Genomic DNA, 15,887 nt, shown 5'->3' on the forward strand with positions numbered 1-15,887 from the left:
AAGGGTGGTCCGTATTTGCTGAACTGAATACGGGCTACGGACGGTGCTAAAAAGATAGTTATTTCTAGAACTGACAGTTCTTCGTCATAACTCCTATTTTAGCTTTGTCCGCTTGACGCCCTTAATATCTTATAAATGCCTAAACGTACTGATATTCAAAAAATTATGGTGATTGGTTCTGGTCCGATTATTATTGGTCAGGCTGCTGAGTTTGACTATGCTGGAACCCAGGCCTGCTTGTCTTTGAAAGAAGAGGGGTATGAGGTTGTTTTGGTTAACTCAAATCCTGCAACCATCATGACGGATAAAGAGATTGCAGACAAGGTCTACATCGAACCGATTACACTTGAGTTTGTGACTCGTATTCTCCGTAAGGAACGTCCAGATGCTTTGCTTCCAACTCTTGGAGGGCAAACAGGGCTTAATATGGCCATGGAATTGTCAAAAAATGGTATCTTGGATGAGCTTGGAGTAGAACTTCTCGGGACTAAATTGTCTGCTATCGACCAAGCAGAGGACCGCGATCTCTTTAAACAATTGATGGAAGAACTCAAGCAACCAATTCCAGAATCAGAAATTGTAAACACGGTTGAGGGAGCAGTTGCCTTTGCAGCAACTATTGGCTACCCAGTTATCGTCCGCCCAGCCTTTACTCTAGGTGGTACTGGTGGTGGTATGTGTGCCAATGAAGCAGAATTACGTGAAATTGCTGAAAATGGTTTGAAGTTGTCACCTGTTACCCAGTGTTTGATTGAACGTTCCATTGCCGGTTTCAAGGAAATTGAGTATGAAGTCATGCGTGACTCAGCTGATAATGCCCTTGTTGTTTGTAACATGGAAAACTTTGACCCTGTCGGGATTCACACAGGGGACTCTATCGTATTTGCCCCTGCGCAAACCATGTCTGACTATGAAAACCAAATGCTTCGTGATGCTAGTTTGAGCATTATCCGCGCTCTCAAGATTGAAGGCGGATGTAACGTTCAGCTTGCACTTGATCCACACAGTTTTAAGTACTATGTCATCGAAGTAAATCCTCGTGTATCTCGTTCTTCAGCTCTTGCCTCTAAGGCAACAGGTTATCCAATCGCTAAATTGGCTGCTAAGATTGCAGTAGGATTGACATTGGATGAGGTTATTAACCCTGTTACAGGTTCAACTTATGCTATGTTTGAACCAGCCCTTGACTATGTGGTTGCAAAGATTCCACGCTTCCCATTTGACAAGTTTGAAAAGGGTGAACGTCGTCTTGGTACTCAGATGAAGGCAACTGGAGAAGTTATGGCTATCGGTCGTAACATCGAGGAATCACTTCTTAAGGCTTGTCGTTCTCTTGAAATTGGAGTTCACCACAATGAAATGCCTGAACTTGCAGAAGTCTCAGATGATGCCTTGATTGAAAAAGTTGTCAAAGCACAGGATGACCGTCTTTTCTACGTATCTGAAGCCATTCGTCGTGGTTATACACCAGAAGAGATTGCTGACTTGACTAAGATTGATATCTTCTATCTCGATAAACTCTTGCATATCTTTGAGATTGAGCAAGAATTGGGCGCACATCCACAAGATCTAGCAGTCCTAAAAACAGCAAAACTCAATGGTTTCTCAGATCGTAAAATTGCTGAACTTTGGGGAACTACGGCTGACCATGTTCGCCAACTACGTTTAGAAAACAAGATTGTCCCAGTTTACAAGATGGTTGATACTTGTGCTGCAGAGTTTGAATCAGAAACTCCGTACTTCTATTCAACCTATGGTTGGGAAAATGAATCTATCAAGTCTGATAAGGAATCTGTTCTAGTCTTGGGTTCTGGTCCAATCCGTATCGGTCAAGGGGTTGAGTTTGACTACGCAACGGTTCACTCAGTTAAGGCGATTCAAGCTGCTGGTTACGAAGCTATCATCATGAACTCAAATCCAGAGACAGTTTCAACAGACTTCTCTGTATCTGATAAACTCTACTTTGAACCATTAACGTTCGAAGATGTTATGAATGTTATCGATTTAGAGCAACCAAAAGGTGTTATCGTTCAATTTGGTGGTCAAACAGCTATCAACCTTGCTGAGCCTTTAGCCAAAGCTGGTGTGACCATTCTTGGTACACAAGTCGCTGACCTAGACCGTGCCGAAGACCGTGACCTCTTCGAACAAGCCCTCAAAGACTTGGATATTCCACAACCTCCTGGACAAACAGCAACCAATGAAGAAGAAGCGGTGCTTGCAGCAAGTAAGATTGGTTTCCCAGTCCTTGTTCGTCCTTCTTATGTCTTGGGTGGACGTGCCATGGAAATTGTAGAAAACGAAGAAGACCTTCGTTCTTACATGCGTACAGCCGTTAAGGCAAGCCCAGACCATCCAGTTCTTGTCGACTCTTATATCGTTGGACAAGAATGTGAAGTTGATGCCATCTCAGACGGACAAAATGTTCTCATTCCAGGTATCATGGAACATATCGAACGTGCTGGTGTCCACTCAGGTGACTCAATGGCTGTTTACCCTCCACAAACCTTGTCTCAAAAGGTGCAAGACACGATTGCAGATTACACTAAGCGTCTGGCAATTGGCCTCAACTGTCTTGGTATGATGAACATTCAGTTTGTTATCAAGGATGAGAAAGTATACGTCATTGAAGTAAACCCTCGTGCTAGCCGTACCGTACCATTCCTTTCAAAAGTAACCAATATCCCTATGGCACAGGTAGCGACTAAGTTGATTCTTGGTCAAAGTCTCGAAGAACTTGGTTACCAAGATGGACTTTACCCTGAAAGTACACGAGTTCATATCAAAGCGCCAGTCTTCTCCTTTACCAAGCTAGCGAAAGTAGACAGCTTGCTCGGCCCTGAAATGAAGTCAACAGGGGAAGTTATGGGTTCTGATACTACTCTTGAAAAAGCTCTCTACAAGGCCTTTGAAGCTTCTTACCTTCACTTGCCAACCTTTGGAAATGTTGTCTTTACCATCGCTGATGATGCAAAAGAAGAAGCCTTGGAATTAGCGCGTCGTTTCCAAAATATTGGTTACGGAATCCTTGCAACTGCAGGAACAGCGGAGTTCTTTGCAAGTCATGGATTGCAAGCCCAACTCGTTGGTAAGATTGGTGATGATGAACACGATATCCCAAGCTATGTCCGCAAAGGAAAAATTCAAGCTATCATCAACACTGTTGGTACCAAACGGACAGCCGATGAAGATGGAGAGCAAATCAGACGTTCAGCTATCGAACATGGGGTGCCTCTCTTTACAGCTTTGGATACAGCAGATGCCATGCTAAAAGTATTAGAAAGCAGAAGTTTTGTCACAGAAGCGATTTAAAAAATAAGATTCTCTTTGGAGAATCTTTTTTTATTTATGAAAACAATGATAAGGTTTTCACAATCATTAAAATGTAATCAAATTAAAATATTTAGAAAAAGAAATATAATAAATGAAAAAGATTATTAAATAAAAAATCTTGTATATAAGGACTGATTTATGCATACATGTAAATATATATTATAAATTATAGATAGCTAAAAATACTGTTAAAATCAATAAGAAGGCGTTTTCCAGAGTATATAATTAATTGAATTAATATTGATTTTTTGATATGATAGAAATGTTAAAGTGGGTAAATTCTAGCTTTCAATTATTGTGCATAGGGTACAAGATTTGTAGAAATATTACCTTCTGTTAGTAAAATATATAAAAGGAGAACTTATTCATATGATAAGAAAGGAACAACAACGTTTTTCTTTGAGAAAATATAAGGTAGGTGTTGCATCTGTATTTTTAGGGACAACTCTTAGCTTTTTGATGGCTAATGGTGGTGCAGTTCAAGCTTCTGAGCTTCCTACACAACCAGCTTCTGAAGAAAAAACTGAGTTGGTGAAAAAGGATGTCAGAAGTGAGGATTCCTCTAAAAAGGAACAAGATGTTGTAGCAAATGTTGCAACTGCTGAGCTTGCTGTAGAAAATAAAGTAGAAGAAGCAAAACCTACTTCTGAGTCTAAAGTAGAAGAAGCTAAATCTGAACCAGTGTCTTCAGAAAAAGCAGAAGAAGTAAAACCTGCTTCAACTGAGTCTGAAGTTGCTAATAAGGAAACTGCTAAGCCGGTTGAAAAAGCTGAAGAAACTAAGCCAGCTATTTCAGAAGGTGATAAACCTAAAGTTCGTAATCGTCGTGCTACAACTGAAGATGCAGTTTCTGGAGATCACAACTCTAAGCCTGTCAGTGTTAGTACCTATCTAAAAGATGGTGAAACAGTTGATCCAACTATACAGAATCCAAATGGAGCTACGGTTAGGTCTCAAACTGTACCAGCTGGATATGCAAGAAAAGAAGGTGATTACTATACATACAGTATTGTAGACCTTACTCGCTTCAACGAACGTTACAACACAAAATATTACTCTCGTGCTTATAAGAGATTTGATGATTCTACAGATACAGTTGTTGAATTGATTGATAAAACGACTGGTAATGTAGTAGAAACTAGAACGATTACTTCATCAAGTGGTATTCAAAAATTTACAACTACTGCGACTGCATCAAAGGGAGAGTTAACTTATCAAGTAGATTATGATAAAGGGACACCTGCTAGTAAAGCTGAACCAGCTCAACCATTCCTACAATACGGTTATGAAGTTGGTGCGAGTATCCAAGCTTTAGTCGCTCCTAGTCACAACCTTACTCCAGATGAGAAAAAATTATACGATGCTGTATATGCTGCTCGTACATCAACAGATATTATTAACGTTGTAGAACCTGCTTATAATGGTCGTACAATTACGGATACTAACAGTAAAATCCCACGTTTTGTAGAAAAAACAACTTATTATAAAGTAGTTGATAAAAACAATGCGACATTTAACGCCAATAAAACAGATAAAACTGTTCAAGACTACGTTCCAAATGGCAATGAAGAAGATTTGGCTAGATATACCACTAAAGCTATGGAAGGACAAAACTTCACAGCATCTGGTGAGCGTCAATTTGATGGCTACAAATTGTACCAAACGGCAGATCCAGATACAACATCTGGTTATGTAAGTCGCCCTTATACTGTTGGTACCAAATTCATGGACGCTGAGCGTGCAGGAATTAAGCGTATTAAGGAAATCGTCGGCGAAGATGGAACTGTAGTCGTTCGTGTTTATCTTCTTGATCCAAAACAACAAAGCAAACGTACTGATGGTTCATTAAGTACAGACGGTTACATGTTGCTTGCAGAAACAAAACCGATTAAACCAGGTGATTATAATAAAGAAGATTTAGTAGTTAAGAAATCACCTCTTACAACTATTGCGCACACAGTAACAGATCCAAGAACTGGAGCAAAAACAGAATATCCAAATGGTAAAGAACTTCCATTTGATTTCCAAACAGCAGCAGGATACACACCTAAGAAAACTGTATTCGTACCATTCTTGGGAGATAATATCGGTCATCTTTCTCCAAATGCTCAATTGGAACGTGGAGTTAATGGAATCGGTACAAACGTTGACTTGCTCAACTCATTAACACCATACAAACAACCAATTTATTACTACGTCAAACAAAATCCAGTTGAAGTGACTCCGGAAGTTGAAAAACAATTGGACGGACGTGTCTTGACAGACGGTGAGTTTACATTCAAATTAACAGAAGAGAAAAGTACACCTGACAAACATGAAGAAACAGTAAGCAATAAAGATGGAAAAGCTACATTCAGCAAGCTTTCCTTTAACAAAGTTGGTACTTATAAATACAAGATCACTGAACAAAAGGGTTCTGATGCAAATGTAGATTACGATTCGATGACAGTAACCATGACTGTCAATGTAACTGAGAACACTCAGGGTGACTTGGAAGCTACAGTTAAATACAGTTCAGAAGGTGGATTTAGCGCAAGTAATGATGATAAAATCTTCAATAACTATGTTGTTGCTCCAGTTGTTACAAAATTTGACTTTACTAAAAAATTAGCCGGTCGTAAGTTAAAAGCTGGTGAATTCAGCTTTGTTCTCAAAGATCAAGATGGTAATGTTATTGAAACAGTTAAGAATGATGAAGAAGGAAATGTGACCTTTACTGAATTGTCATATGACAATACTAAAATTGGTACCCACTCATACTCTGTTGAGGAAGTTATCCCAGCTGATGCAGATAAAGAGTTTGGTATGACATACGATACCATGAAAGCATTTGTTCGTGTAAAAGTTGCTAAAAATGGCCATACCTTAACAACTGTTACAGATATTGCTTCAACAGGTGGTAAGAATGCTGCTGGGGAATCAACTGACACTCAAGAAGATACTGAATTCAACAACAAAGTCACTCCTCCAGCAACACCTGAATTCCAACCAGAAAAATTTGTCGTTTCTAAAGAGAAATATGATATTACTGGCAACAAGTTGATGAACGACGACGATGAGTTGGCAAATGAATACACTGAAACAAATGCAGATCCATATGTAGACAAGACCACTAACAACGAACCAGAAAACTTGAATACCAAGACAGTTAAACGTGGTTCTAAATTAGTTTACCAAGTATGGCTTGATACTACTAAATTCACTGAAGCAAATAACATCCAATACGTTGGTGTATCTGATACATACGACGCTGATAAATTGGACGTCAATGCAGCGGATATCAAAGCATATGATTCAGTAACTGGTGCAGAAGTAACCAATAAATTCGACATCAAAGTTGAAAATGGTACGATTACTGCAACTTCAAAAGATGAATTTATCAAAGATAAAGTGCATGCTCCTATTATCGACACAACTGAGTTCGAATTTGGACGTTACTATAAATTTGATATTCCAGCAACTGTGAAAGAATCTGTTAAAGCTGGTGCTGATATTGAAAATACAGCCAACCAAACAGTTCACGTTTACAACCCAGTAAGCAAGACAGTTGAAAAACCTGAAAAACCAACACAAAAACGTGTCAACAGCGTTCCAGTTCCAGTGGAAATGAACTTCACTAAACGTTTGGATGGTCGTGAACTTCAAGCCAACGAATTCGAATTCGTATTGAAGAAAGACGGCGTTGAAGTTGAACGCGTGAAGAATGATGCTGCTGGTAATGCTGTCTTCAAGACTCTCGAGTTCGGTCGCGATGATCTTGGTAAGACTTACAACTACACAGTAGAAGAAACTCCTGGTGCAGATGCAACTGTCAATTATGACACAATGGTTGCTACTGTTAAAGTAGTTGTATCACATGATGGTACAGCAAAGGCAATTGTTGCCAACGTAACAGATGCTGCTGATAAAGAGTTCAACAATACAGTTACTCCTCCAGAAGAACCTAAGTTCCAACCAGAGAAATACGTTGTTTCTAAAGAGAAATACGATATCACTGGTGATAAGCTCATTGATGACGATTCTGAGTTGACAGATAAATATGGTGAAACAAACGCGAATCCATACGCGGATAATACCATCAATAATGAAGTGGAAAACTTAAATACTAAGACTGTTGAACGTGGTTCTAAATTAGTTTACCAAGTATGGTTGGATACAACTAAATTTGATGCTGCTAACAAGGACAACATCCAAACAGTTGGTATCTCAGATAACTATGATGAAGCTAAATTAAATCTTAATGCAGCTGACATCAAAGCCTACGACTCTGTAACAGGTGCAGAAGTAACTGATAAATTCGATATCGCTGTAAATGATGGTGTGATTACTGCAACCCTTAAAGATGGCTTCACGAAGTCACTTGGTGACGCAGAAAACACGCAAGTGATCGATACAACTAAATTCGAATTCGGACGTTACTACAAGTTCGATATCCCAACAACAGTGAAAGCTGATGTTCCTGGTGGTGTAGACATCGAGAATAGTGCGGCTCAAGTAGTAAACTACTACAACCCAACGACTAAAAAAGTTGAAAAACCAAGCAAACCAACTGAAAAACGTGTAAACAACGTCCCAATTCAAATTGAACTTGACTTCAAGAAAGCTCTTGCAGGTCGTCAATTGAAAGCGAATGAGTTTACTTTCCAATTGTTAGACGATGATGAATTCAATGTTCTTGAAACAGCAACTAATGATAAGGATGGTAAGATTAAATTCACTAGCCTTAAATACACAAACAATGATCTCGGTGTTTACCGTTACAAAGTAGTAGAAGTTGCTGGTATAGACTCAACCGTTACGTATGACAATATGAAGGCTGTTGTAACAGTCACTGTTTCTCATGATGGTACAGCTAAAGCTTTAGTTGCTAAGGTCGGAGATATTGCCGATAAAGAATTTAATAACACAGTTCGCCCTCCAGAAGAGCCTAAGTTCCAACCAGAGAAATACGTTGTTTCTAAAGCGAAATTCGATATTACAGGTACGAAGCTCGCTGATGACGATTCTGAGTTGACAGATAAATATGGTGAAACAAATACAAACCCATATGTGGATACAACTAACAACAACGAAGATGAAAATTTGAATACGAAACCAGTTGAACGTGGTCAAAAACTTTACTATCAAGTATGGTTGGATACAACTAAATTTGACGCAAACAACAAAGACAATATCCAAACAGTAGGAATCACAGATAACTACGACAAGGATAAATTGACTGTTAATGCTTCAGATATCAAGGTTTACGATTCCGTTACTGGTGCAGACGTTACGACGAAATTCGATATCTCTGATAACAATGGTGTTCTGACAGCTAACCTGAAAGATGGCTTCACGAAGTCACTTAGCGACGCTGAAAACACACAAGTGATCGATACAACTAAATTCGAATTCGGACGTTACTACAAGTTCGATATCCCAGCAACAGTGAAAGATGATGTCGTAGCTGGTGCAGATATTGAAAACAAGGCAGCACAAGTCGTTAACTACTACAACCCAGTAAGCAAGACTGTTGAAAAACCAAACAAACCAACTGAAAAACGTGTCAACAGTGTTCCAATCTCAGTAGAATTTAACTTCACTAAGAAATTGGAAGGTCGTGAACTGAAAGCTAACGAATTCACATTCGAGTTGAAAGACAGCGACAATGTTGTGATTGCGACTGCAACCAACGATGCGGCTGGCAAGATCAAGTTTGCTCCAGTAGATTACACTAATAAAGCTGGTGAAACTGTTACTGCCCTTAAATACAAGAAGGGTCAAGAAGGTACTTACAAGTACACTGTAACAGAGGTTAAGGGTACAGACGAAACTGTATCATACGATACAATGAAAGCAGAAGTAACTGTAACAGTATCTCATGACGGTACTGCGAAAGCCTTGATCACAAACGTGACAGAACCTGCGGATAAAGAATTTAACAACCGTGTGACTCCACCAGAAACTCCTGAGTTTAACCCAGAAAAATACATCCTTAATGAAGAAAAATTTGATATTACTGGAACTAAACTTCTGGATGATGATAAAGAGTTGACTGATAAAGTAGCTGATACCAACAAAGATCCATATGTGGACAATGTTGATAATAATGAAAAGCAAAATATCAATACTCAAACACTCCATAAAGGTGATAAGGTTGTTTACCAAGTATGGTTGGATACAACTAAATTCAAAGAAGGTCACAATATTCAATCTTTAGGAATTACAGATAAATATGACAACGAAAACTTGGATGTTAATGTATCTGAAATTAAGGCTTACGATTCAGTAACTGGAGCTGATGTGACTGACAAGTTCGATATCAAGGTTGAAGATGGTGTTATTACTGCTACGTCTAAGGTTGATTTGACTAAATCACTCGGTGATGCGGAAGATACACAAGTAATTGATACTACTAAGCTAGCGTTTGGTCGTTACTATAAGTTTGATATTCTTGCACATATCAAGGACACTGCTAAGGAAGGTGTAGATATTGAAAATACAGCTTCTCAAATTGTTCACCAATATGATCCAACTAAGAAATCAGTTGAAAAACCAGAAAAACCAACTGAAAAACGTGTTGTTAATATCCCAGTAAAAGTTGAATTCAACTTCACGAAGAAATTGGAAGGTCGTGCGTTGAAAGCTGGAGAATTCAGCTTCGTGTTGAAAGACAAAGATGGCAACGTAATTGAAACTGTAAGCAACGATGCAGAAGGTAAGATCAAGTTCTCAGCTCTTGAGTTCAAACGTGGTCAAGAAGGCACTCATATCTATCATGTAGAAGAAGTGAAAGGTACAGAGGCTGGAGTTGAGTATGACAAGATGGTAGTGACTGTTGGAGTTACTGTAACTAAGGATGGTAAAGTGTTGACCCTTACTTCACAAATGCCTGAAGATACTGAGTTTAACAACAAGGTAACACCGCCAACACCACCAACACCACCAACACCACCAACACCACCAACACCACCAACACCACCAACACCGCCAACACCGCCAACACCACCAACACCACCAACACCACCAACACCACCAACACCGCCAACACCGCCAACACCGCCAACACCGCCAACACCGCCAACACCGCCAACACCAGAAAAACCTAAAGGTCCTGAGTTGCCAAATACTGGTGAACAATCTAAATCTGGAGTTGCTGCACTTGGTGCTGCGCTTGGTCTTGTAGGTCTAGGTTTGGTTGTAAAACGTAAAAAACGTGAAGAATAAAATATACAAAATCGCATTCATTTAGCGATGAACTAACGATTTTAGTTCTGAAATGAAGAGGCTTTGCTCGTAAGAGCAAGGCCTTTTTATTATTTTTAAATGTCTATGAAATTTTATTGAAAGAAAATAAAAATTATTGAAATCACATATTTTTTTTGATAAAATTAGTATGTTTTTAAGAATCAAATCTTTTTCTTGAGAATGTTTTAAATCTTAAATAAAAGAAGGAATTGTCATGTCATCGTTAAAGAATAATAAAACGATTAAGTATGCCTTGAGAAAAACCTCAGTTGCTTTTGGTTCTGTTGCGGTCGCAACAGTGATTGCTGCTGCAGGTATTGCGACTGTATCTGCCGATGAAACTTCATCAGCAACTACACCGGTTACTTCAATTACAACAGTAGCTGGAGAAGAAACAAAAGAAGTTGCAGTTCCAGAGAAATTGGAAGAAGCTAAAACTGCTGCCACAAATGAAGGTCTTGAAGTTAAAGAAACTGAGACTAAAAAGCAAGATTCAGAGGAAGCCGCTGCTAAAGATTACGAAAAACAAGTTACTGATATTAATAAAACTGTGGCTGATTATAAAGCTGAAGTGGCAGCAAATCAAGAAGCTTACGAAAAAGAAAAAGCTGAAGTTGATGCTAAAAATGCTGCTACACAAGCAAACTACGATAAAGAGCTTGCAGCTTACAACGAAAAACTTACTGCTTATAAAAAAGAATTGACTGAAAAATCAGCAGAAAAAACAGCAGTAGAACAGAGTAATGAAGAAGCACGTGTTGCTTATGAAAAAGCTCTTGAAGAATATAACACAGCACTTGCAGCATACAATGCATCTGTAACAGCAAATCAAGAAGCTACTGAAAGTAATAAATTAGCTCAAGCAGAATATGAAGCTAAATTAGCTGACTACAAGACTAAAAAAGCTGCTTATGATGAAGCACAAGCTGCTTACTTGATTGAGCTCGAAATTTACAACAAGAAAAAAGCACAATACGATGATGCTAAAGATGCCTTCAATAAGATGGTTGCAGAGCGTGGTGGAAATCCTGAGAAATACAAACAAGATTTGACATTCCTATCTGAAGAACTTGCTGATGGCGAAACAACTAAAATCACACACCAAACAACTGGATTAACAACTTACTTGACAAAAGAAGGTCAATCTCGCATGTACGGTGATGGTAAAGCTACTAAAATGTATGAAACAAAGAATCTACAAGATTCTGATTTGACAACTACAAACCCATATGCTAATAATGAAATTGAGTGGGGAGTTGTAAAAGTCGGAGATAAATTTGATGTGACATACACAGGACTTACTCAAGCTAAAATTGTAAAAGGTAGCGAAGAAAAACGTATTGCAAAAGTTGTTTATAAATACGATGTGAAGAGCCTTCCATCATCAGATGGAAAAGGAATCGTTCAAATTTATAACGATCCAGCGGTTACAATGACAATTGGTAGCTCAACTGATACTGAAAACCCAGTTACAGTTGGTGTTGACATTGAGTTTTATGATGAAAATGACCAATTGATTGATTTGTCACAACACAATGCAATCCTTGCCCTTAACTCACTTAACCACTGGAATGGTGCATCTTATGTTGAAAATGACAAACCTCGTCCTCTAGTTGTTGAAGCTAAAGATAGCGAAGGCAATACAGTTCGTGGAACTTGGGATCCATATTCAGATGGAAGTGAACCAAAACTTGATGGTGCAGACGTTGTTGTGAAAAGCGGTAAGGCTGACTTCGGTAGTGCAGAAGTTGATATCAATGCTGATAATCCTTTGAAAATTGTTGCTCAAAAAGCAACATGGGTTGATGATGCCTTCAAAGTAACTGGAGAAACAGCAGTTGATGCTACAACAGTGAACGCATCTGGTGGCGGAAATGGTCACTCAGTTGGTACTGAAGATTACACATTCGGTGATAAATCAGACGTTATCGGTTCTTACACTGTAGACGCTACATCAGGTGTTTTGAGATACACACCAAAAATGAAACACCAAGATACTCCTCACGTTGAGTCTGTAAACATTGGTGACAAAGAGTTTATTAAACTTCCAAATTCAAGTGTAGACCAAGATTCATCGACAAAAGAAGTATCTGCTAAAGAACAAAACCAATACATGGATCAAGGTGCTACATTTAATGCAGACTCTTCAAGTGAAACTAAGGGTTGGGATGATCCTAAGAGCCCTTACCTTTACTATGGTGGTGCTGCTGTTATTTTGAAAGATGGTCATCTTGAATTTACAGCAAAAGGTGCTAACGCAACAGGTGAAGCAACTCTCTATTGGTTCTCTATCAACTCAAACGTTGGCTTCCCTCAAGATCCAGGTGAAGAGCCAGTTAAACCAACAGAACCAACACCTCCAGTTAAACCTGAAAAACCAGAATTGACAGAAGTACCAACTGTTAAAGAAAAACCAGTTCCACCGACAGAACCAGAATATAAAACTGTACCTGTCCTACCAAGTGAACCGGTTAAACCAGAAGCACCTGAGTTGCTGAAGGATCCTGTTAAGAAAGAAACAGAAAAACCAGTTGTTGAATGGAATAAAAATGTTGTGCTTATCAAGGAAAATGAAAAACCACAACCTAAGCCAGAACCAAAACCAGAGCCTAAGCCAGAACCAAAACCAGAGCCTAAGCCAGAACCAAAACCAGAGCCTAAGCCAGAATCAAAACCAGAATCATCTAAGAAATCATTGCCAAATACTGGTTCAGTTGAACAATCATTCATGACTTATTCAGCACTTATTGGTTTAGCTACTGCCGGTTATGCTTTGTCAAGAAAGAAAAAAGAAGACTAATTCATTCTGACAGTTTAAAAAGAGAAGACTAGTTTAGTCTTCTTTTTTTACTTAACTTTATCCTATAAAATTTAAAATATTAAACCGTTTACACTTGACAAAAATTGGTCTATACCATATAATGAAATAAAGAAATATGGAGGAACAATTATGAAAGTTATTCAAGTAAAAAATCCTGAAGAAGGTGGAAAAGTAGCTTTTGAAATTTTAAAAGAAAAGTTAGCAAATGGTGCTCAAACATTAGGACTTGCGACAGGTAGCAGTCCACTTGAGTTCTACAGAGAAATCGTAGAGAGTGACCTTGATTTTTCAAACCTTACAAGTGTCAACTTGGACGAATATGTAGGTCTTGATGGAGATAACCCACAATCTTATCGTTACTTTATGCAAGAAAATCTATTCAATAAAAAGCCATTCAAAGAAAGCTTTTTGCCTCGTGGAGTTAAAGACAATGCAGAAGAAGAAGTAGAACGCTATAATCAAATTCTTGCTGATCATCCGGTTGATTTGCAAATCTTGGGAATTGGTCGAAATGGTCACATTGGATTTAACGAACCAGGAACTCCGTTCGATAGCCAAACACATCTTGTAGACCTTGATCAGTCTACCATTGAGGCTAATGCTCGTTTCTTTGATAAAGTCGAAGACGTACCAACACAAGCTATTTCAATGGGTATTAAAAATATCTTAGATGCCAAATCTATTCTTCTCTTCGCTTATGGCCCGTCAAAAGCAGAAGCTATTGCCGGAACTGTTGAAGGTCCAGTGACTGAAAATCTACCAGCAAGTAGTTTGCAAAATCATTCGGATGTGACTATTATTGCGGATGCAGAAGCACTTAGCTTGTTAAAGAAATAAGTTGACATTTATATAGACCAATCTATGGTTTACTTTGATTGGTCTTTTTGTTTGATATTTGATAAGTAAACATTTAAAAATATCTAGCAGTCAGGTTTAAAAAAGAACGGATTATAAAATAACAACACCTAATAAACGTAAAATATATAAAAAGTGTTTTTTATAAATATATTTCAAACTATTTTATGAATAAAACTAGACTTTAGTAAAAAATACTGGTATACTGAAATCGTTTAATGTCTAAACAATTAAATTTAAGGAGACTATTTAAGGTGAATAAGAAAAAAATAGCTTTTTTTTCGTTCATTATTTGCTTATTTACGATCATTTTTTCTCTTAGCTTGAACAAAGCTTTTGCAGAAAATACAGCAAGTAGTAAGACTATTGATGCCATAACATCATTAGATATTGCAAATAATTCAGGTGGTAATCTTGAGAAAGATTTGGAACAGTGGGTTACATTTAGGCTTAACGCAACATATGATTTGACAGATAAAGATGTTAAAGCTGGTGATACCACGGTTGTAGATTTGTCAGATGCTTTATATATCGAATCAGAAAATTTTGAGATTCGTGATGAAAAAACAAATGAAGTCATCGCAAATGCTAAAATCGACGAAACTAAAAAACATATCGTATTAACGTATACGGATTATGTAGAAAAGCACTCTGATACCAGTGGATCTTTCTTTGTCTATACTCGAGTGGATTTCCAAAAACACCCTGAAAAAGGAGAAATCCCTGTCGAGGTAACAATTAATGGAAAAACACAGATCGTTGACAAGGTTAACTTTACCGGTGTTGGAGATGGAAACCCAGAGCTTTTTTCTAAAACAGGTTGGGTAAGTAATGCAGAGCAAAATATACTTTCTTACACTATCTCAATTAACCGTACTAAAGAAAGTGTCCAAGATGCAACTGTAGAAGACACGTTGAAGTTTTCTAATGCATCTTATATCAAAGATAGTATTCGAGTGATCAAGGGTAAGTTTGACTATGTGAAAGGTCTCTGGGAATTTACAGATAGAACAGATGTAACAGACCAACATACTGTTACAGTCAGTGAAGATGGTCAGTCATTTGTTATTCAACTTGGTGATATTACAGAAAATGACCAGTACCGCATTGAATATAATGTTCAAGCCAATTATTCACCAGCAGATGGCGAAATCTTGAATAATGACGCTGTCTTAAAAGGTAAAGGAATAACTATTAAAGAGGTTGTACAATCAACTGTAGTTCAAGTATCTGGTGGGTCAGGTATTGGATATGTATTCACGATTCATATCCATAAAGTTGATGATGAAAACCAACCAGTAGCTGGTGCTAAATTTAAGGTTGTTCGACAAGCTAACAATCAAGTGATTGGTGAGTATGTTACAGATGCTGAAGGGAAAATTACAGTAACTGGCCTTTTGAAAGACAAGTATATCTTAACTGAAGTTGAAGCACCAAAGGGTTATGTGATAAATACAGCAGACACAGAAGTGAATGCAACAGATTTTGGAGCTGATAAATCAGTTACAAAAACAATCGTCAATCCAAAAGAACAAACCACAACTACGACAACCACAACAGAAGCGCCGACAACAACCACAACGACTACAACAACAGAAGCGCCGACAACAACCACAACGACAACAACGACAGAAGCGCCGACAACAACCTC

The 15,887-nt window shown here is 38.2% G+C and carries 5 protein-coding genes; all 5 read left to right on the plus strand.

Annotated features, from left to right (window positions below; translation table 11 throughout):
• The first annotated feature begins 135 nt into the window (after window positions 1-135).
• On the plus strand, window positions 136-3,312 hold the full coding sequence (gene carB, locus HMPREF9180_RS04745; RefSeq protein WP_006145343.1) for a carbamoyl-phosphate synthase large subunit: 3,177 nt from the start codon (window positions 136-138) through the stop codon (window positions 3,310-3,312).
• Window positions 3,313-3,702: 390 nt separating this feature from the next.
• A complete protein-coding gene (locus HMPREF9180_RS0101730) occupies window positions 3,703-10,539 on the plus strand; it encodes an SspB-related isopeptide-forming adhesin (RefSeq protein ID WP_025168645.1) in 6,837 nt (2,278 codons plus the stop codon).
• A gap of 235 nt (window positions 10,540-10,774) precedes the next feature.
• Window positions 10,775-13,360, plus strand: coding sequence for a GbpC/Spa domain-containing protein (locus HMPREF9180_RS04750; protein WP_006145345.1), 2,586 nt, complete (start codon window positions 10,775-10,777; stop codon window positions 13,358-13,360).
• A 150-nt stretch (window positions 13,361-13,510) separates the two neighbouring features.
• Window positions 13,511-14,218 carry a glucosamine-6-phosphate deaminase gene (locus HMPREF9180_RS04755; protein ID WP_006145346.1) on the plus strand — a complete coding sequence of 236 codons (708 nt, stop codon included), beginning with the start codon at window positions 13,511-13,513 and terminating at the stop codon, window positions 14,216-14,218.
• A 272-nt stretch (window positions 14,219-14,490) separates the two neighbouring features.
• Window positions 14,491-15,887: Ig-like domain-containing protein (locus tag HMPREF9180_RS04760; RefSeq protein ID WP_029745405.1), on the plus strand; the 1,397-nt coding region annotated here is incomplete at its 3' end.

This window comes from Streptococcus peroris ATCC 700780 (assembly GCF_000187585.1).
Taxonomy (GTDB): Bacteria; Bacillota; Bacilli; order Lactobacillales; family Streptococcaceae; genus Streptococcus; species Streptococcus peroris.